At 72.2% G+C, this 17,710-nt stretch carries 20 protein-coding genes and 1 riboswitch; of the genes, 7 read left to right on the top strand and 13 right to left on the bottom strand.

Annotated features, from left to right (window positions below; translation table 11 throughout):
- Positions 1–108 precede the first annotated feature (108 nt).
- Positions 109–885: an SDR family oxidoreductase gene (locus ACFWXC_RS32920; protein ID WP_384484283.1), complete on the top strand. Its 777-nt coding sequence runs from the start codon at positions 109–111 to the stop codon at positions 883–885.
- A gap of 102 nt (positions 886–987) precedes the next feature.
- Here ACFWXC_RS32920 and ACFWXC_RS32915 read toward each other — a convergent pair whose 3' ends face one another.
- From ACFWXC_RS32915 to ACFWXC_RS32890, 6 genes are all read right to left on the bottom strand, one after another.
- Positions 988–1,896: a LysR family transcriptional regulator gene (locus ACFWXC_RS32915; protein WP_384484281.1), complete on the bottom strand. Its 909-nt coding sequence runs from the start codon at positions 1,894–1,896 to the stop codon at positions 988–990.
- 112 nt (positions 1,897–2,008) lie between these two features.
- The gene (gene amaP / locus ACFWXC_RS32910; protein WP_384484279.1) at positions 2,009–2,587 is read right to left on the bottom strand and encodes an alkaline shock response membrane anchor protein AmaP; all 579 of its coding nucleotides are present in this window, start codon (positions 2,585–2,587) and stop codon (positions 2,009–2,011) included.
- Between the two features lie 3 nt (positions 2,588–2,590).
- The gene (locus ACFWXC_RS32905; RefSeq protein WP_384484277.1) at positions 2,591–3,196 is read right to left on the bottom strand and encodes a DUF6286 domain-containing protein; all 606 of its coding nucleotides are present in this window, start codon (positions 3,194–3,196) and stop codon (positions 2,591–2,593) included.
- Positions 3,196–3,555 carry an Asp23/Gls24 family envelope stress response protein gene (locus ACFWXC_RS32900; protein ID WP_384484275.1) on the bottom strand — a complete coding sequence of 120 codons (360 nt, stop codon included), beginning with the start codon at positions 3,553–3,555 and terminating at the stop codon, positions 3,196–3,198. Before ACFWXC_RS32900 ends, ACFWXC_RS32905 begins: the two co-directional genes overlap by 1 nt.
- On the bottom strand, positions 3,552–3,746 hold the full coding sequence (locus ACFWXC_RS32895; protein WP_362568373.1) for a hypothetical protein: 195 nt from the start codon (positions 3,744–3,746) through the stop codon (positions 3,552–3,554). The genes ACFWXC_RS32900 and ACFWXC_RS32895 overlap by 4 nt, the downstream gene beginning before the upstream one ends.
- Before the next feature lie 19 nt (positions 3,747–3,765).
- On the bottom strand, positions 3,766–4,239 hold the full coding sequence (locus ACFWXC_RS32890; RefSeq protein ID WP_384484272.1) for an Asp23/Gls24 family envelope stress response protein: 474 nt from the start codon (positions 4,237–4,239) through the stop codon (positions 3,766–3,768).
- An 87-nt stretch (positions 4,240–4,326) separates the two neighbouring features.
- On the opposite strand from ACFWXC_RS32890, the gene ACFWXC_RS32885 reads away from it, so the two are divergent.
- Positions 4,327–5,025: a nucleopolyhedrovirus P10 family protein gene (locus ACFWXC_RS32885; RefSeq protein ID WP_384484270.1), complete on the top strand. Its 699-nt coding sequence runs from the start codon at positions 4,327–4,329 to the stop codon at positions 5,023–5,025.
- Between the two features lie 80 nt (positions 5,026–5,105).
- Here the strand turns inward: ACFWXC_RS32885 and ACFWXC_RS32880 are convergent, their stop codons facing one another.
- From ACFWXC_RS32880 to ACFWXC_RS32865, 4 genes are all read right to left on the bottom strand, one after another.
- Entirely contained in the window at positions 5,106–5,909 is an 804-nt protein-coding gene (locus ACFWXC_RS32880) for an enoyl-CoA hydratase/isomerase family protein (protein ID WP_384484268.1), read from the bottom strand.
- Between the two features lie 128 nt (positions 5,910–6,037).
- On the bottom strand, positions 6,038–6,256 hold the full coding sequence (locus tag ACFWXC_RS32875) for a helix-turn-helix domain-containing protein (protein WP_046727957.1): 219 nt from the start codon (positions 6,254–6,256) through the stop codon (positions 6,038–6,040).
- Positions 6,257–6,657: 401 nt separating this feature from the next.
- Complete coding sequence (locus tag ACFWXC_RS32870; protein ID WP_384484266.1) at positions 6,658–8,256, bottom strand: ABC-F family ATP-binding cassette domain-containing protein; 1,599 nt, start codon at positions 8,254–8,256, stop codon at positions 6,658–6,660.
- A 92-nt stretch (positions 8,257–8,348) separates the two neighbouring features.
- Positions 8,349–8,954: a hypothetical protein gene (locus ACFWXC_RS32865; RefSeq protein WP_384484264.1), complete on the bottom strand. Its 606-nt coding sequence runs from the start codon at positions 8,952–8,954 to the stop codon at positions 8,349–8,351.
- Between the two features lie 547 nt (positions 8,955–9,501).
- Here ACFWXC_RS32865 and ACFWXC_RS32860 point away from each other — a divergent pair.
- Together ACFWXC_RS32860 and ACFWXC_RS32855 are read left to right on the top strand one after the other, a co-directional pair.
- The gene (locus tag ACFWXC_RS32860) at positions 9,502–10,392 is read left to right on the top strand and encodes a neutral zinc metallopeptidase (protein WP_384484262.1); all 891 of its coding nucleotides are present in this window, start codon (positions 9,502–9,504) and stop codon (positions 10,390–10,392) included.
- A 205-nt stretch (positions 10,393–10,597) separates the two neighbouring features.
- Complete coding sequence (locus ACFWXC_RS32855; RefSeq protein WP_384484260.1) at positions 10,598–11,011, top strand: VOC family protein; 414 nt, start codon at positions 10,598–10,600, stop codon at positions 11,009–11,011.
- Positions 11,012–11,033: 22 nt separating this feature from the next.
- On the opposite strand, the gene ACFWXC_RS32850 is transcribed toward ACFWXC_RS32855, so the two are convergent.
- The 3 genes from ACFWXC_RS32850 to ACFWXC_RS32840 form a co-directional block, all read right to left on the bottom strand.
- Positions 11,034–12,440 (bottom strand): hypothetical protein, encoded by a 1,407-nt coding sequence (locus ACFWXC_RS32850; RefSeq protein WP_384484258.1) that lies wholly within the window; start codon positions 12,438–12,440, stop codon positions 11,034–11,036.
- Positions 12,441–12,772: 332 nt separating this feature from the next.
- Positions 12,773–13,900, bottom strand: coding sequence for an alpha/beta hydrolase (locus ACFWXC_RS32845; RefSeq protein WP_384484256.1), 1,128 nt, complete (start codon positions 13,898–13,900; stop codon positions 12,773–12,775).
- A gap of 83 nt (positions 13,901–13,983) precedes the next feature.
- Positions 13,984–14,718, bottom strand: coding sequence for a class II aldolase/adducin family protein (locus tag ACFWXC_RS32840; RefSeq protein WP_384484254.1), 735 nt, complete (start codon positions 14,716–14,718; stop codon positions 13,984–13,986).
- 196 nt (positions 14,719–14,914) lie between these two features.
- On the opposite strand from ACFWXC_RS32840, the gene ACFWXC_RS32835 reads away from it, so the two are divergent.
- The 3 genes from ACFWXC_RS32835 (at position 14,915) to ACFWXC_RS32825 (ending at position 17,363) form a co-directional block, all read left to right on the top strand.
- On the top strand, positions 14,915–15,691 hold the full coding sequence (locus ACFWXC_RS32835; protein ID WP_384484252.1) for a lysozyme: 777 nt from the start codon (positions 14,915–14,917) through the stop codon (positions 15,689–15,691).
- Between the two features lie 174 nt (positions 15,692–15,865).
- Positions 15,866–17,116 (top strand): anion permease, encoded by a 1,251-nt coding sequence (locus ACFWXC_RS32830; protein ID WP_384484250.1) that lies wholly within the window; start codon positions 15,866–15,868, stop codon positions 17,114–17,116.
- A gap of 19 nt (positions 17,117–17,135) precedes the next feature.
- Entirely contained in the window at positions 17,136–17,363 is a 228-nt protein-coding gene (locus ACFWXC_RS32825) for a hypothetical protein (RefSeq protein ID WP_384484248.1), read from the top strand.
- Positions 17,364–17,504: 141 nt separating this feature from the next.
- A riboswitch (cobalamin riboswitch) is annotated at positions 17,505–17,645 on the top strand.
- Positions 17,646–17,710 lie beyond the last annotated feature (65 nt).

The raw sequence follows: 17,710 nt of genomic DNA, 5'->3' as shown, positions 1-17,710 counted from the left end.
GCCATAGGGACTCCCTATGGCAGCCGCTGCTCTTTCGTCTTTGCCTCTGGTTCTTTTCCCTCCGTACCGTGAACAGCGAACCGGAACACGAGGGAAAGGACCGGTGGCATGGCCACGATCGAGAACGCATCGGGAACGCGGGAACTCGCCGGAAAGCGGGCACTCGTCACGGGTGGTTCCCGCGGAATCGGCGCCGCCGTGGTGCGCCGGCTCCTGGACGCGGGCGCCGAGGTGCTCACCACCGCCAGGTCGGCGACGGACACGGTGCCGGAGGGGGCCGCCTTCGTGGCGGCCGACGTGCGGACCCGGGCCGGCGCGGAGGCCCTGGCCACGGCCACGCGGGAGGTGCTCGGCGGGGTGGACGTCCTGGTCCACAACGCGGGCGGGGGGCGGCCGTACGAGGGCACCTCGGCCATCCCCGACGAGGAGTGGCAGGAGGCGCTGGACCTGAACTTCCTGGCGTCGGTGCGGCTGGACGCACTGCTGGTGCCGGGGATGCGGGAGCGGCGTGCGGGGGTGATCGTGCATGTCTCGTCGGCCGCGGTACTCACCCCGGTGGCGCCGTTCCTGCACTACACGGCGGCGAAGGCGGCGCTGGAGAACTACAGCCGGGGACTGGCTTCGGAGCAGGCCCCGTTCGGGATCCGGGTCAACACCGTGACTCCCGGCAGGGTCGACACTCCCGGCGGGGAGGAGGCACGGGAGCAGTGGGCACGCCTGGACCTGAAGCCGGGCACGATCAACGCCGGCGACACCGCGCCGCTGGGGCGGGACGGCCGGCCCGACGACATCGCCCACGCGGTGCTGTTCCTCGCGTCCGAACGGGCGAGCTGGCTGACCGGGAGCAATCTCATCGTGGACGGCGGCGAATTCCCCCGGGGCTGACGCCCACGGGATTCCGACGGAATTCCGACGGAATTCCGACGGAATTCCGGAACGCCGTTCTCCGCAGAAGTAATTCGATGACACCCGCACTCTTATCGGTCCTCAGGAAACCGCTGTGGAAACCGGTGCGAAGAAAACGGACTCGGACCAGGTCTCCTTGCGCAGGAATGTGAGCAGGGCCGCCTCCGCCGGGCCCGCGCCGGGCCGGAGCACGGCGACGACGGGCTGGGTCACGGCCGGGGACACCGGGCGTACGAGGTGCTCGTGGCCCTGGGGCACCGCGGAGGCCGGGACGAGCGTCACCCCGAGCCCGTGGGCGGCCCAGCGCACGGCGGTCGCCGTCTGGGACACCCGGGCGGCCGTGGCCGGGGCCAGTTCGTTGGTCCGCAGCACCTCCAGCAGTACGGCGTCGAGCGCGCTGTCGCGGTCGAACCGCACCCACGGCTCCCCCGCCAGCTCCCGCAGGTCGACACGGTCCGCGGCGAGTTGCGGGTGTCCGGCGCCCAGCACCACGACGAACTCCTCGTCGCCGAGGTGGTGGGCGTCGGAGGCGGTCCGCTCGCACGCGGCCATCAGGGCGAGGTTCAGCACACCCTGGCGGCACAGCCGCTCCAATTCGGCGGCGCCCGGCTCCTCGAAGACGGTGATCTCCAGGCGCGGGTAGCGGTCGCGCAGCGCGCCCAGCGCACCCGGCAGCTGCCGGGTGCCGAAGCCCATCTGCACCGCGACCACGAGCTCGCCCACCAGTTCGTCGGCGCCGGCCCGCGCCGTCGCCCTCGCCCGCCGTGCCGCGCTCACCGCGGTCTCCGCCTCCCGCAGGAACGCACGGCCGACGACGGTGGGCACCAGCCCGCTCGGCGTACGGGCGAACAGTTCCACGCCGAGTTCCCGCTCCAGGGCGCGGATCTGCTGGGACATCGACGGCTGGGCGACGTGCAGCCGCTCCGCGGCCGCGGTCACCGAGCCCTCCTCGGCAACGGCCAGGGCGTACTCGAACTGACGAAGGCTCATCGGCACCCGTCCCCTTCCCGTCGTCATCATGGCAACGGGAAGCAACCCGGTTCCGCGGGCGGGGATTCCCAGGGCCGGGGAAGGGGCCGGAGCCGGTCCCCCGGACGGCGTGTCAGGTGACCCGCTCCGCACGGTGTTTCACCGATGTCAGCCGGACCTCCGCCGGGAGTCTCTTCAGGGCCGCCGAGTCCCGGGCGTGGGCCAGCGCCTGCGTGGTGAGGTCCTCCAGGGCCTCGCGCGGTGGCACGTCCGGGTCCAGCTGGAGCCACACCCGTACCTCCGGAGCCGTCCGCCTGCCCCTCAGGACCGCCTGGGCGTGAGCGACGCCCTGCTGGTGGGCCGCGTCGGCCGCCAGGACCGTCTCCAGGGCCCTGCCGCGCAGCAACGCGCCCTCGCCGTCCCCGGTGTCCACCAGGACCTCGGTCAGACGGCGTCGGCGCAGTTGCGCGGTCAGCCACCAGAGGGACAGCAGAAGCAGGACCGCCAGGGCGGCCAGGACCGTCGGCCACCACCAGCCCGCCGCACGCCAGTGGGTGCGTTCGGCGGTGGTGAGGAGGACGTCGTGACGGCCGTCGTGGATCCACCAGGAGGGGGGCGGGGCACCGAGGCCGACGGCCAGGACCGCGCCGCCCAGGGCGAGGAGCGCCAGGCCCGCCAGACCGGTCAGTACGCGGTTGATCGCCGTGAGCATCGCTCATCCCTTCCGGCCGGGGCGGACGACGTGCAGGGTCAGCCTGGGCGGGTGGGCCAGCCCCAGGCCGTGGATCGCGTCGGCGAGTGCCGCGTCCAGGTCGGCCCGCACCTCGTCGAGTTCACGGAAGTGGGAGACGGCGAGGACATGGACACGGGAGCGGTGCAGCCGTACCCGCACCCGGCGTACGCCCGAGATCTCCATGGCCCGGTCGCGCAGCGCCATCGCGGCCGCGTCGCGGCGCAGCCCGGCGCGCACGTCGGGGTGGCTGCGGCGCATCGGCAGGACGTCCCGCAGGCCCGGCGTGACGGCCAGGGTCAGCAGCCACACGCCGAGGGCTACGGCGATGCCCGCGCCGACCAGGACCCAGGTGCCGTCGAGGGGCTGTCGCGCGAGTTGCCGGGCCAGCTCCCGGCGCCAGTGCATCGCGGGGTGGTGGGCCCGTACGGCCGCGATGTCGTACAGGAAGACGGCCGCCGTCACCAGGAGCAGGACCGCGACCAGGGCCGCGGGTGTGCGGCGCGGCGACCAGAAGCGGGCCTCGCGGCCGGCCGGGGGCGGCGCGGCCTCGGGTGGCTTCTCGACGACCTGTGTCTGCTCGGTGCTCATCACGCCCTCCCCTGGGTCTGGGCCGGGTGCAGCCGTTCCACGTGCACGGCGACCTCCCGCACCTCCATGTCCACCAACGCGCCTACCCGCTCGACCACATGCCGACGCACAGCCGCGCAGCGGGCTCCGATGTCGGACGGATAGTCCAGTTCGAGGTGGACCCGGACGCGGGCGGCGCCGTGATGGACCGCCACTGTGGCGTGCGGGGCCACGGCGTCCTTCGGAAGGGGGCCGAGGACCTCGCGGGCCGCCTGCGCCGCGATCTTCGCCACCACCCGGTCGGCGATCCGGACGGCACCGCGCTCGCCGGGCGCCACAGCCGTCGGGGACCTGCGCGTCTCGCTGCTCGCGGTGGTCATCGCCGCCGGTCACGCCGGTCGTCACGGCTGCGGAAGAAGTCGCCGAGTTCGAGGTCTCCCTCCGCGAACCTGCCGACGACGAACCCGACGGCGCCCAGCGCCGCCACCAGCAGGAAGGCGCCGAACCCGCCGAAGTATCCGGCGAAGCCCAGCGCCATGCCGGCGATCATGCCGACCACGGCCAAGTTCATGGTGCGTTCCCCTCAGCCGTCACTGAAGCCGGGTCTCCGGCTCCTCTTCCTCTTCTTCGGGCAGCTTGACATCACTCACCGCGATGTTGACCTCGACCACTTCGAGCCCGGTCATGCGCTCCACGGCCGCGATCACGTTCTCCCGCACCGCGCGGGCCACATCCGCGATCGAGACGCCGTAATCCACGACGATCTCCAGGTCGAGCGCGGTCTGTACCTCGCCGACCTCGGCCTTCACACCCCGGGTGACCGACTTGGAGCCGCCCGGCACCCGGTCGCGCACCACACCGAAGGTGCGGGCGAGTCCGCTGCCCATCGCGTGCACACCGACCACGTCCCGGGCCGCCAGTCCGGCGATCTTCTCCACCACACCGTCGGCGATCGTGGTCCGGCCCCGGGTCGACGGGTCACCGCCACCGCGTCTGACGGTCTTCCGGGTACTTACCGTCGGGTCCTTCGGGTCCTTCTCCGGCTCCGCAGCCAACTCCGTCATCGCCGTGCACCCCTTCCGGTCGTCGTCCTGCGACCAAGGTAAGTGCGGATGCCCTGTCGTGCGCCGGAGATGCGGCAGGCTGGAGCAATGACGGCGGACCGATGGACACACGCGGTACGGCACTCCCTGGGCCTTGGCAGACTGCTCCCGCTGGGCGGGCCGCACGACGGGGCGTGGCTCACGGAGGCGGCGGCCGACGCGGTGCTGCGCCGGGCGGCGGCCGAGGTGCCGGGGGTGCGGCTGGGAGCGGTGCGGATCGCGCCGGCGGATCCGGAGGACGTGACGGAACCCGTCGTGCCGCCACCGCCCGGTGCCGTGCCGCCGGGACCGCTGCGGCTGTCGGCGGACTTCGCGGCGACCGCCGCCGAGCCGCTGCCGGCCACGGCGGCCCGACTGCGCCGGGCCCTGGCGGCCGCGGCGACGGCACGGCTCGGGCTGGCGGTGACCGAGGTGGACCTGCGGGTGACCGACCTGCTGGCGGCGGACCGGGCGGAGCCGGAGGCCGTACGGCCGCCTCGGCCGCCGTCGGTCCGGGAGGGCTCCGATCCGGACGGGGCGCGGGTGACGGCGGTGGCGCTGGCGGTGCCGGGAGTGGTGCGGGTGACGGGGGCGCTGAGCCGGGAGGTGCACTTCGAGGCCGCGCTACCGCACCGGCATGTGCGGGTGGAGGTGGCGCTGGCCGACGGGGCCAGGGCCGTGGAAGTGGCGAGCAGGATCCGTACGGCGGTCAGCGCGGCGCTGGGGGATCACCCCACGGTGGCTGTCCTGGTGACGGACGTCAGCTGAAGCGCCCCGAAAGGGGCGCGGGGCCGTATCGATGTGCGGCGGTCGCCGCACGGGCGCGACCAGCCCCCGCCCGCACCGAACTACTCGCCCACGCCCGCCAAGTCCCGCAGCCGCCGAGCCTGAGCCTGCCGCTCAGCGGCCCGCTGCTCCTCGTAGGTACGGTCGCCGGCGCCCCGCAGCAACGCCTTGGTCTCCACCACCGCGTCCCGGGGCGCGGCCAGCAGCGCCGCGGCCAGGTCCCGCACGGCGGCGTCGAGTTCGGCACCGGGCACCGCGAGGTTGGCGAGCCCCGACGTCACCGCCTCCTCTGCCTGTACGAACCGCCCGGTCGCGCAGATCTCCAGCGCGCGGGCGTAGCCGACGAGGGAGACCAGCGGGTGCGTACCCGTGAGGTCGGGCACCAGGCCCAGGCTGGTCTCGCGCATGCCGAACTGCACGTCGTCCGCGACGACGCGCAGGTCACAGGCGAGGGCCAGCTGGAAGCCGGCCCCGATGGCGTGGCCCTGTACGGCGGCGATCGACACGATGTCGCTCTGCCGCCACCAGGTGAACGCCTGCTGGTATTCCGCGATGGTCGCGTCGAGTCCGGCGTCGTCACGGCGCGCGAGCTCGATGAAGCTCGGCTCGCCCGGGATCCCGTCCGGCGAGAACATCTGCCGGTCGAGGCCCGCGGAGAAGGACTGGCCCTCACCGCGCAGCACGACAACCCGGACCGACCCCGGCAGCGACCGCCCGGCCTCTGCCAACGCCCGCCACAGCGCGGGGCTCTGGGCGTTGCGCTTGGCCGGTTTGGTCAGCGTCACCGTGGCGAGCGCGTCGTCGACGGTGAGCCGTACGCCGTCCTTGTCGAGAACAGGAACGAGATCCTGGTCGGGCGAAGCCATGGGGCGCCTCCGATGTGTGCGGTCATCACGCATTGCCGTACGGCATGCTAAGTGACTGCACAGTAACCACCCGGTCGATCAGTCGGCCGACCGGGTGGCCACCATCGAAGCCGATGGGCCGCCCGGGGTCAGGACGCGGCTTTCTTGCCCCGCGTCGCCCCGCCACGCCCACGCAGCGTGACACCCGACTCGCTGAGCATCCGGTGGACGAAGCCATACGAGCGGCCGGTTTCCTCGGCCAGTGCCCGAATGCTCGCACCGGAGTCGTACTTCTTCTTCAGGTCTGCCGCGAGCTTGTCGCGCGCGGCGCCGGTTACCCGGCTGCCCTTCTTCAGAGTCTCGGCCACCCGTGCCTCCTCATGGGAAGTGCGCTCTGGTCCCCTCATGATCACCCCTCCGGGGCGGGATGGCCACCCATTCGGCAAGGTCCGTAAGACATCGTTGTGACGACAGGAGCGCATCCCCACAAGCGGAATCTGTGATTCCTGCGGGTGTTGCCCATGGGGCCGAACGGGTTCTTCCGCGAAGTGCCAGGTCAGACATGGAAAGCGGCCGACCCCTTGTCGACAAAGGGATCGGCCGCGAAATCGGTGCAGGACACACCTCGATACGAGGAGATCTCACACAGATGATGGATCACCGGTAAGCCGAATGATCCATAGCCAGTGGATCAGGCATTCGATCAAGCGAGGACGACGAGACCGGCACGTGAAAGCAAGAGGGCCGGTTCTCCCGGTTCTCCCGCTCCTCAGGCGAGCGCGACCAGATCCGCGTAGTCGGCGCCCCACAGGTCCTCGACACCGTCGGGGAGCAGGATGATCCGCTCGGGCTGGAGCGCCTCGACGGCGCCCTCGTCGTGGGTGACGAGGACGACCGCGCCCTTGTAGGTGCGCAGGGCGCCCAGGATCTCCTCGCGGCTGGCGGGGTCGAGGTTGTTGGTCGGCTCGTCCAGCAGCAGGACGTTCGCCGAGGAGACGACCAGGGTGGCGAGGGCGAGTCGGGTCTTCTCGCCGCCGGAGAGGACCCCGGCCGGCTTGTCGACGTCGTCGCCGGAGAACAGGAACGAGCCGAGCGTCTTGCGGACCTCGACGAGGTCCAGGTCGGGGGCCGCCGAGCGCATGTTCTCCAGGACCGTGCGGTCCGGGTCCAGGGTCTCGTGCTCCTGGGCGTAGTAGCCGAGCCTGAGGCCGTGCCCCTCGATGACCTCGCCGGTGTCGGGCTGCTCGACGCCGCCGAGCAGCCGCAGCAGGGTGGTCTTGCCAGCGCCGTTGAGACCCAGGATGACGACCCGGGAACCCTTGTCGATGGCCAGGTCGACGTCGGTGAAGATCTCCAGCGAGCCGTACGACTTCGACAGGCCCTCGGCGGTCAGCGGGGTCTTGCCGCAGGGCGAGGGTTCCGGGAAGCGCAGCTTGGCGACCTTGTCGGAGACACGGACGGCGTCCAGGCCGGACAGCAGCTTGTCGGCGCGACGGGCCATGTTCTGCGCGGCGACCGTCTTGGTCGCCTTGGCGCGCATCTTGTCGGCCTGCGAGTGCAGTGCGGCGGCCTTCTTCTCGGCGTTGGCGCGCTCCCGCTTGCGGCGCTTCTCGTCGGCCTCGCGCTGCTGCTGGTAGAGCTTCCAGCCCATGTTGTAGACGTCGATCTGGGAGCGGTTCGCGTCCAGGTAGAAGACCTTGTTGACGACCGTCTCGACGAGGTCGACGTCGTGGGAGATCACGATGAAGCCGCCGCGGTAGGTCTTCAGGTAGTCGCGCAGCCAGACGATCGAGTCGGCGTCCAGGTGGTTGGTCGGCTCGTCGAGCAGGAGCGTGTCCGCGTCGGAGAACAGGATCCGGGCCAGCTCGATACGGCGGCGCTGACCGCCGGAGAGCGTGTGCAGGGGCTGGCCGAGCACCCGGTCGGGCAGGTTGAGCGCGGCGGCGATGGTGGCGGCCTCGGCCTCGGCGGAGTACCCGCCCTTGGTGAGGAACTCGGTCTCCTGGCGCTCGTACTGCCTGAGCGCCTTCTCGCGGGTGGCGCCCTGGCCATTGGCGATGCGCTGCTCGTTCTCGCGCATCTTGCGGATCAGTACGTCGAGGCCGCGCGCGGACAGGACGCGATCACGGGCGAGGACGTCGAGGTCGCCGGTACGGGGGTCCTGCGGGAGATAGCCGACCTCGCCGGAGCGGGTGACGGTGCCCGCGGCGGGGATGCCGTCGCCGGCCAGGACCTTGGTGAGGGTGGTCTTGCCGGCGCCGTTGCGGCCGACCAGACCGATGCGGTCGCCCTTGGCGACACGGAAGGTGGCGTTCTCGATGAGGATGCGCGCACCGGCGCGCAGCTCGATACCGGAGGCGGAGATCACGGACAGACTCCAGGGCGTACGGGATTTGACGGGTGGGCGGCTGAGGACGTTCCCGCCGTCTAATGCGCGAGGAGAATGGCCATGGGCCAAGTCTAACGGGGCGGCGCAAGCGCTTTTTCGGTGCGCGGGTGTTCGGGGCGGGTCCCGGGGAGGCCGTTGCCGAGGGGCGCGCGGTCCGGGACGATCCGGCCGAGGTCGTCCACGGCGATGAGCTGCGCGGTCCAGGCGCCGTCCGCGCAGGGCTGGGCGACGAGCAGGGCGGGGCCGTGACGTACGGCACGTTCGGGGCGGAACGCGCAGCCCGCGCGGGCGGGCAGCACCCAGCGCAGGTCACCGTCGGCGGTGCGGTACGCGGCGATGCGGGCGGGGGTGACGACCGCGAGCATGCCGTGGCCGAGGGGGCGCAGGACGCCGGTGCCGCCCTGTCGCCGGAGCCAGCCGGTGGCCGCGGGCAGGGCGCGGTGCCAGCGCACGGAACGGCCGTCGGTGTCGGTGACGAGTCCGTCGTCCCAGACGGCGATCGCGTGCCCGCGCGCGGGCAGCACGCTGAGTGGACGCCGCCCCACGCGCGCGTACCGCCACCGCAGGGTCCGCCCGTCATACGCCTCGACCACCGCCCCCCGCGCGCGTGCACTGTGCGCCGCCGGACCGGGGGTGAGGTGGTCGCCATAGGGGGCCGGGCGCATCTGCTGAACCACGCAGAGGAGGGCACCGGCCAGGAGCAGGACGAGGGCGAGGGGGAGAAGGAGGCGAGCGAGGGTGGCGGGGAGGGGGCGACGGACGGGGGGCCGGCGTGAGGGGAGGGATGCCGGGTGGGGGTCGGCGGGAGGCGGCGATGGGGCGACCATGCGGAGACCGTCGGGTGGGGGTACGGGGGCGGGGGCCAGGGACCGGAGGCTGTCGGGAGGGGGGACCGGGGCCCGAAGGCTGTCGGGAGCGGAGACCCGGGCCCTGATGATGCCGACTACAGGGGGCCGGCTCCGGATGCCGTCGGCTGTGGTGGGCGGTGGGGTCGTCCCGTGTGGCAGAACGGGCACCGCTACCCCCTTCGGCGCCCGGGTGGGCGTCCTTGTCCCATGGATCAGGCGCAGAGCGTAGTCACGGCCGCGAGGCGGGGGTGGGCGTGACGCGGGGGTGGGGCGGGACGTCGCCCGATCGGGCGCTCGCCGGGCCATCGGCGCGAAGTGACGGCCGGGATGGCGCAAGGTGGATGCAGGGGACGGTGCGAGCAGAAGGCGGTGCCCCATGCAGTTCGACGACGATGCGAACCTGGACACCTCCGAGGTCCAGGACGTGCGCGGCAGTCGCGTCCCGGGCGGGAAGGCGACCATCGGCGGCGGCCTGGCCGGCCTGATCGCGCTGCTCCTCGCCCTGTTCCTCGGTATCGGCCCCGACCAGCTGGGCCTCTCCTCCGGTGACAGCTCGCCCGCGCCCACCTCCTCCTCACTGGCCCAGGTGCAGCAGAGCTGCCGTACCGGACGGGACGCCAACACCAAGGACGACTGCCGGATGGTGGCGGTGGTCAACAGCGTGCAGGACTTCTGGAATCAGGAGTTCCAGCAACGCCGGGGCACCTACACGAACGCTCCGACGGTCTTCTTCAGCGGGCGGGTCGGCACCGCGTGCGGGACGGCGACCTCGGCGGTCGGGCCGTTCTACTGCCCGGGCGACCGGAAGGTCTACCTGGACCTCGGCTTCTTCGACGAGCTGCGGTCCAAGTTCGGCGCGACCGGCGGCCCGTTCGCCCAGGCGTACGTCGTGGCGCACGAGTACGGGCACCATGTGCAGGACCTGATGGGCACGTTGAGCAGGTCGCAGGACAACCTGACCGGCGTGAACAGCAACGCGGTACGGGTGGAGCTCCAGGCCGACTGCTACGCCGGGGTGTGGGCGCGGCACGCGACGACCACGAAGGACGAGTCGACCGGCCGGCCCCTCATCACCAGCCTGACGGACGCCGACATCCGGGACGGCCTCGACGCGGCGGCTGCCGTGGGCGACGACCGGATCCAGGAGCGGTACCAGGGGCGCGTGACGCCGGAGACCTGGACGCACGGGTCGGCGCGGCAGCGCCAGCAGTGGTTCTACCAGGGGTACCGGACCGGGGACATGGCGCAGTGCAACACCTTCCGATGAGCCGATGCATTGAACCGATGCATTGAACCGATGCGTCGAGCCGATGCGCTTAACCGATGAACAGATGAGCCACCGGGCCGCCGACCTGCACCGGCGGCGCGGGCCGGGGGCGTTGTCAGTGCCGGGTGCCAGACTGTGCAGCAGGCCGGACGACGGCTTTCGACGACGGCTTTCGGGGGACCGGCACACAAGGGGAGTGATCGGCATGGCAGGCACGACCGGCGGACGGCCGAGCATCTATCCGTCGCTGCTGTACGCGGACGCGAAAGCGGCGATCAAGCAACTGACGGAGGCCTTCGGCTTCACCGAGCTGTCGGTGTACGAGGGCGAGGACGGCATGGTGCTCCACGCCGAGCTGGTGCAGGGCAACGGCGCGATCATGCTGGGTTCCAAGGGCCGCGGCGGCCGCTTCGACGCGGCGATGGAGGGCGCGGGCCCGACCGGGGTGTACATCGTCGTGGACGACGTCGACGCACACCACCAGCGGGCCACGGACCACGGCGCCGAGATCCTGATGCCCCCGACGGACCAGGACTACGGCTCGCGGGACTACATGGCCCGGGACGTCGAGGGCAACATCTGGAGCTTCGGCACCTACGCCCCGGAGATAGCCGCCTGACCCTGCTGCCCCGCCTCCGCCGTCATCCGCCGGTGTGCACCTGGAACGCGGCCCGGCGGACGGCTTTGGCCAGCGCCGGGTCGGGGTGGGCGGCGGCGAGGGCGACCAGGACCTGCACGGTGCGCGGGTGACCGACGGCGCGCACCTCGTCGAGCAGCGCGGGGACGGTGGGCTGCAGCGCCGACTCGAGATGGCGGACCAGCAGCGGTGCCTCGCCGTGGTCGGCGACCGCGGCAGCCGTGTCCACCCAGAGCCAGGTGGCCTCTTCGCGGGTGAGCACCTCGTGGGCGTCCTCCGGGTCGACCCCGTCGTGCTCGGCCAGCCACAGCAGGGCGTACGGCCGCAGGGTCGGCTCGTCGACGACCGCGCGGACGTCCGGTTCGGCGGGGGCGCCGACCACGCGCAGCGCCTCGAAGGCGAGGCCGCGCAGCAGGGCGTCCTCGCCGCGGGCGGCGGCGACGAGTTCGGCGACGGCGCTGCCGACGGGGCGGGCGGCGAGCCAGGCGCGGTACTCGGCGCGGGCCGCGTTGGGGCGGAGCTGGGCGCAGCCGCGCAGCATCTCCTCGGCGGCGACCTCGATGTTCCCGGCGGGGCTCTGCGCGGCCACGCAGATCTGCTCCAGCTTGACCCAGACCGCCCAGCTGCCCAGCGGGGTGAGGGTGGCCTGGCCGACGCCGTAGGTCAGCGCGCCGACGGAGGCGAGCGCGTGCAGGGACCAGTCGAGGAGGGGAGCGAGCTCGGCGTCCTCCGCGGGGGCGGGGTCGTCGGCCGGTGCGCGGTCCGCCAGGTCGGTGCGGGCGGCGGGCACGGCGGCGACGGGAACGGCGGACCCGGACCCGCCACCGGTCGCGATCCCGGTCTCCGTGTCGTAGGGGACCTCGCAGCGCTCGGTACGCAGTTCGGTGACCCGCTGTCGCAGCAGGTCCAGGAGCTGTTCGACCGGGACGGGACCGGCGGACAGCTGAAGGAAGGAGAGCACCTGGGGCATGGCCGAGACCACCTCGGCGACGGCGGAGGCCTCGAACTCCGCCGGCTCCGGATGGGCGAGCGACCAGGCGTCGAAGAGGGCGACCCAGCCGCGCAGCACGGCGCTGTCGTCGCGGTCCCAGGCGCGCAGGCGCCAGCCGGGGCGTGCGCTGTCACCGTGCACCTCGACCAGGCCGGCGAGTCGGGCGGTGTCCCAGTCGGCGCGGATCTGAGCCAGGGTCAGGCCCAGATCGCCGGACGCGCGTTCGGCGGACGCCTCGGAGAGAGTGGCCTTGCCGTCGGCGGTCGCGCCGTCGCTGCCCGGCCCGAGGGCCGTGTCGGCCCAGTGGGCGACTCGGGCCGCTCCGGCCAGCCCGGACCGTGCCATTCTGGCCAGTTCGGCGGGGGCCGGGGTGCCCTCGGGTGGGCGGGGTGCGGGGCGGCGCGCGGGCCGCTGGTTCATCGCTCGGGGGGCGGCGGCCAGGGGTCGCGTTCGGACGAGTCGAAGCCTTGAGTCGCGCGGGATACGGGACGTCACGGGTGCAGTCTTCCGGTTGACGGTCCGAAAACCCAAACGGAATGTCACGGCGGGCGACGGGGCTGGCCAACGCACGGGGCGCGAGGGGAGGCGAGGAGACATGTTCAGGCCAGTGGTACGGCCTTAAACGGAACCCTCGGGACCGACTGGAACCGGGGCCTCCGGCTTGCCTCGGGGCGAGGTCAGGGAGGTGCCGCGCGTGCGGAAAAAATCACATCAAGGACGTCATCTCATATGAGAGGAGACATCAGGGGGCATCACATCAGAGGCGTGAGGAACCGGCGCAGCCGCTCCTCGTACTGCTGGGGGTCGGCGTTCCACATCGCGCCGTGCGGGGCGTCCGGCACGGTGTGCAGGGCGATGCGGTCGGGGCGCCGGGCGGCGAGCCGGCGGGAGTACGTCCAGGGGGCCACCGTGTCGTCCGGGCCGTGGACGATCAGGGTGGGCACGGTGAGCTGCTCCGGGTCGACGGGGTCACCGACGTGGTCGGCGTGCAGGCCTGCGCGGCCCTGGGCGGCGCGCACCGCGAGCGGCAGCAGCGGTTCGGGGGTGTGCCGGGCCTGGGCGAGGGCCCGCAGGGTGGCCTCCCAGCTGAGCACCGGCGAGTCCAGGACCAGCCCGGAGACGCGCTCGCGCAGCGCCGAGTGGGCGGCGGCGCGCAGCGCCATGGTGGCGCCGGTGGACCAGCCGTACAGGACGACACGGCGGGCGCCGTAGCGGACGGCGTAGCGGATCGCCGCGTCCAGGTCGCGCCACTCGCTCTCGCCGAGGTGGTTCAGGCCGTCCGGGGGGCGCGGGGCGCCGAGGTCGCCGCGGTAGGCGAGGGCGAGGACGGGCAGGCGCCGGCCGTGCAGGAACCGCATGACGTTCATGGGGAGCTCGCGGGTGGTGCCGAGGCCGTGCACCGCGATCACCCAGGTGTCCCGGTATCCGGGCACGAACCAGGCGGGCAGCGAACCGAGTTCGCCGGGCAGGTCGATGTCGGCGTGGTCCAGGCCGAGGGCCGCGCCCGGGTTGCCGATGTGGACGTTGGGGGTGAGCCAGACCTTGTCGCCGGTGTCGAGGGTGCCGTGGGTCACCCGCTCCAGCCGCCGCACGACGGTGTCGGGGGTGTGCGTGGCGGACTCCAGGACGGCGCCGACGACCGCGTGCGAGCCGTCGCCGGCCAGGCCGTAGGTGCCGGGGCGCAGCGAGGCGAGGTCCCGGGTGAGGGTGATGCGGTCGGCCTCGGTGCCGTGCACGGTGAGCCGGGGCTCGGTGGGCAGGGGCCGGCCCGGTGGCGCCTTCAGCGCGGCGTCACTGGCGAGCCGCCCCGCGGCCACGCCGACCGCACCGGCGGCGAGTACGGCACCGACGGCGGCAGCCGTGACTTTGACTGGGCGCACCTGTCCAGTGTCGGGGCGGACCGGGACGGCGGCCAGTGGAAGAGGGGCCGCTGGTCACGTGTGCGGAGCTTTCGAGAGGGGACTCACCCCTTCCGCTGGCCGTAGCCCCGCAGTCGCTCCCCCACCTCCGCCACCTGTTCCGGTGAGAGCAGGCTCGGGGTCAGGCCGGGGACGGCGGACGCCGTCAGCCACAGGTGGCACATCCACTCCAGTTGGGCCGTGCGGTCGTAGGCCTGGCTCAGGGTGGTGCCGTAGGTGATGGTGCCGTGGTTCTGGAGGAGGCAGCCGGAGCGGTCGGTCAAGGCGCGGAGCATGTTCTCGGCCAACTCCTCGGTGCCGTATGTCGCATACGGGGCAACCCGGACGGCGCCGCCGAGCGCGGCGGACATGTAGTGGATCGCCGGAAGCTCGGGGACGAGCGTCGAGACGGCCGTCGCGTGGACGGCGTGGGTGTGCACGACGGCACCGGCGTCCGTACCGCCGTAGATGGCAAGATGCATCGGCAGTTCGCTGGTCGGGGCCAGGGTGCCGAGGACCTGGCGGCCGGCGAGGTCGACGCCGGTCACGTCGTCGGGGGTGAGCCGGTCGTACGGCACGCCCGACGGTGTGACCAGCACGGTGTCGCCGACGCGGACCGAGACGTTGCCGGAGGTGCCGACGACCAGTCCGTCGGCCACCGTGCGGCGGGCGGTGGCGACGAGTTCGCGCCAGGCGCCCGCCTCCTCCGCGCGTACATCCCGCCTTCGCGGCTCCGACACACCCTGTGCGCCGCCGCGTCCGTCCCGTCCGCCACGCTTGTGCCGCCGCTGCTCAGCCATGGCCCGATCCTGTCAGGCAGCGCCCCAACCGGCTTGTACGGCAGGGCACTTTAGGCCGGACGTCCCGAATCCAGTAGAGCGCAAAGCTGCACAAAGAGCTCGATTTCATGGCTTGGCCGAAGATCGCCGATGATACGCCGATCTTCCAATAATCTCTGGACGATTTTTCGTACACGTTGCCATTCCGGGGGGAAACATGGCCCGTGACCGCTCTCCGTCGCGCCACCACCGCCACCGCCACCGTCACCACGCCCGCGTCCTCGCGGCGGCCGTGGCCGCGCTCGCCCTCTCGGGGGCCGCGACCGCGTTCGCCGGGACCACGGCGTCCGCGGCGAGCCTGCCGAAGGGGCACGACGTCTCCTCGCACCAGAAGAACGTCGACTGGTCGGGCGCCAAGGCGAAAGGCGCCAAGTTCGTCTACATCAAGGCGACCGAGTCCACCACCTACCGCAACCCGTACTTCGGCCAGCAGTACAACGGTTCACGCAAGGCCGGAATCATGCGGGGCGCCTACCACTTCGCCCTGCCGAACAAGTCGTCGGGCGCCCGGCAGGCCGCGTACTTCGCGAGCCATGGCGGCGCCTGGACCGCGGACGGCTGGACACTGCCGCCCGCGCTCGACATCGAGTACAACCCGTACGACAAGAAGCACAGGTGCTACGGGCTGAGCCACGCCAAGATGATCAAGTGGATCAAGTCCTTCAGCGACGAGCTGAAGCGGGAGACCGGTCAGCGGCCGGTGATCTACACGACCACCCACTGGTGGAACCTCTGCACCGGCGGCAGCAGCGCCTTCGCCGCGAACCACGCCCTGTGGATCGCCCGCCACGGCTCGGCGGACGCGGGAGCGCTGCCGGCCGGATGGTCGCACTGGACCTTCTGGCAGTACGACAACAGCGGCAGCCTGCCGGGTGACCAGAATCTCTTCAACGGGTCGGCGAGCCGGCTGAAGTCGTTCGCCAAGGGCTCCTAGCCAAGGGGCGACCGGGCCGCCGGACCGGAAACGGGACGGCGGCCTCGCCCGCCCTCGCACGCGAATACCCCGAAGCCGATCCCAGACACCATGGAGACGACCCCAGTTCACCTTCCGTTCATCCAGGTTGCCTACGGTCCAACGGCCGATGACCTCTATAGATTGCCTGGGTAAATGGAAAACTTCTCGCTGATCCTCGCGATTGTGGTGGTGACCGCACTCGCGTTTGATTTCACGAACGGTTTCCACGACACCGCCAACGCGATGGCCACGACCATCTCGACCGGCGCGCTCAAGCCCAAGATCGCGGTGACCATGTCCGCCGCGCTGAACCTGGTGGGCGCCTTCCTCTCCGTGGAGGTCGCCAACACGATCTCCAAGGGCCTCGTCGACGAGAACGGCATCCGCCCCGAGGTCATCTTCGCCGCCCTGGTCGGCGCGATCCTCTGGAACCTGGTGACCTGGCTGGTGGGCCTGCCCTCCAGTTCCTCGCACGCCCTGATGGGCGGTCTGATCGGCGCCACCGTCGCCTCCGCCGGCTTCGGCGCGGTCCACGGCGACGCGCTGGTCACCAAGGTCCTGCTCCCGGCGGTCGCCGCCCCCGTGGTCGCGGGCCTCGCGGCGATGCTCTCCACCCGCCTGTCGTACGCGATCGGCAAGAACGCCGAGGACGAGGCCACCCGCAAGGGCTTCCGCGCCGGTCAGATCGCCTCCGCCGGCCTGGTCTCGCTCGCGCACGGCACCAACGACGCGCAGAAGACGATGGGCATCATCACCCTGGCGCTGATCGCGGGCGGCTCCATCGCCCCCGGCTCGAACCCTCCCACCTGGGTCATCCTCTGCGCCGGCCTCGCCATCGCGCTCGGCACCTACATCGGCGGCTGGCGCATCATCCGCACCATGGGCAAGGGCCTGACCGACCTCCAGCCGCAGCAGGGCTTCGCCGCCCAGACCAGCGCGGCCACCGCCATCCTGGCCTCCTCCCACCTCGGCTTCTCCCTCTCCACCACGCACGTCGTCTCCGGTTCCGTGATGGGCGCGGGCCTGGGCCGCAAGGGCGGCACGGTCCGCTGGTCCACCGCGACCCGCATGATGGTCGCCTGGGTGCTCACCCTCCCCGCGGCCGCGGTCGTCGGCGCGCTCGCCGAGTCCGTGACGGACCTCGGCGACTGGGGCACGGCGGTCGTCGCCGTCTTCCTCGTCGCCTCCAGCGCCGCGATCTGGAAGCTCTCCCGCCGCGAGGTGGTGGACAGCGCCAACGTCAACGACACCGACGGCACGGAGCCGGCCGGCGTGGTGACCACGGCGATGGCCGCCGTGACCCCGCCGCCCGCGGGCACGGTGACCGACGACCTCACCGCCACGATCCCGTCCCCCGCCCCGTCACCCGCGCCGGCCGCCACCGACCCGGCCGCGACCGTCTGACCCCCGAGGAAGAACCGACATGAACATCGACTGGGCAGCCATCGGCTCCGTCTTCGGCGTCAGCCTCGTGGTCACCGTGGGCATGGTGGCCCTCTTCACCCTCGGCATCAAGGGCCTCTCCGCCCGTGAACGCGCCACGGCCCAGGGCAACTCCGCGACCCTGGCCGTGACCGCCGCCTACCTGTGTTTCGCGGCCTGTGCGGCCGCCGTGGCCTACGGCATCCACCTGATCGTGGCCAAGGCCTGACCGGACCGGCCGCTCGCGGCCGCCGAAGGCTCCTCCCCGACCTGCTCGGGAGGAGCCTTCGCCATGCCCCACGAGCCCCGCTGGACAACCGGTGTGGGCCTTCCCACACACTCCCCTCGCAGGTCAACGGCAAGTTGACGGGTCTTCCGGGGGCGTGGTGGACTTCCGGAGCCAAGTACGGCGGCAAGAGAGGAAGCCGGTGCGAATCCGGCGCGGTCCCGCCACTGTCACCGGGGTAGCCATCCCCGGGAGCCAGGAACTCTCACCGCCGGTCTCGTCGAACCAGGGCGTGGACACCCTGAGTGAGGACATATCGCCATGCGCGGCTGCCGTTCGAGGTTGAGTAC

The sequence above is a fragment of the Streptomyces sp. NPDC058683 genome, assembly GCF_042716195.1.
Lineage (GTDB): Bacteria > Actinomycetota > Actinomycetes > Streptomycetales > Streptomycetaceae > Streptomyces.
This window is presented reverse-complemented; position numbering and strand designations above follow the sequence as displayed.

What these genes read in the sequence shown, in the direction of transcription:
- ACFWXC_RS32885 (WP_384484270.1), top strand. Translation starts at nt 4,327, where the DNA reads ATGACGGCGGACCGATGGACACACGCGGTACGGCACTCCCTGGGCCTT.
- ACFWXC_RS32855 (WP_384484260.1), top strand. Translation starts at nt 10,598, where the DNA reads ATGGCAGGCACGACCGGCGGACGGCCGAGCATCTATCCGTCGCTGCTG.
- ACFWXC_RS32920 (WP_384484283.1), top strand. Translation starts at nt 109, where the DNA reads ATGGCCACGATCGAGAACGCATCGGGAACGCGGGAACTCGCCGGAAAG.
- ACFWXC_RS32890 (WP_384484272.1), bottom strand. Translation starts at nt 4,239, where the DNA reads ATGACGGAGTTGGCTGCGGAGCCGGAGAAGGACCCGAAGGACCCGACG.
- ACFWXC_RS32860 (WP_384484262.1), top strand. Translation starts at nt 9,502, where the DNA reads ATGCAGTTCGACGACGATGCGAACCTGGACACCTCCGAGGTCCAGGAC.
- ACFWXC_RS32850 (WP_384484258.1), bottom strand. Translation starts at nt 12,440, where the DNA reads ATGAACCAGCGGCCCGCGCGCCGCCCCGCACCCCGCCCACCCGAGGGC.
- ACFWXC_RS32825 (WP_384484248.1), top strand. Translation starts at nt 17,136, where the DNA reads ATGAACATCGACTGGGCAGCCATCGGCTCCGTCTTCGGCGTCAGCCTC.
- ACFWXC_RS32895 (WP_362568373.1), bottom strand. Translation starts at nt 3,746, where the DNA reads ATGAACTTGGCCGTGGTCGGCATGATCGCCGGCATGGCGCTGGGCTTC.
- ACFWXC_RS32900 (WP_384484275.1), bottom strand. Translation starts at nt 3,555, where the DNA reads ATGACCACCGCGAGCAGCGAGACGCGCAGGTCCCCGACGGCTGTGGCG.
- amaP (WP_384484279.1), bottom strand. Translation starts at nt 2,587, where the DNA reads ATGCTCACGGCGATCAACCGCGTACTGACCGGTCTGGCGGGCCTGGCG.
- ACFWXC_RS32880 (WP_384484268.1), bottom strand. Translation starts at nt 5,909, where the DNA reads ATGGCTTCGCCCGACCAGGATCTCGTTCCTGTTCTCGACAAGGACGGC.
- ACFWXC_RS32840 (WP_384484254.1), bottom strand. Translation starts at nt 14,718, where the DNA reads ATGGCTGAGCAGCGGCGGCACAAGCGTGGCGGACGGGACGGACGCGGC.
- ACFWXC_RS32905 (WP_384484277.1), bottom strand. Translation starts at nt 3,196, where the DNA reads ATGAGCACCGAGCAGACACAGGTCGTCGAGAAGCCACCCGAGGCCGCG.
- ACFWXC_RS32830 (WP_384484250.1), top strand. Translation starts at nt 15,866, where the DNA reads ATGGAAAACTTCTCGCTGATCCTCGCGATTGTGGTGGTGACCGCACTC.
- ACFWXC_RS32915 (WP_384484281.1), bottom strand. Translation starts at nt 1,896, where the DNA reads ATGAGCCTTCGTCAGTTCGAGTACGCCCTGGCCGTTGCCGAGGAGGGC.
- ACFWXC_RS32835 (WP_384484252.1), top strand. Translation starts at nt 14,915, where the DNA reads ATGGCCCGTGACCGCTCTCCGTCGCGCCACCACCGCCACCGCCACCGT.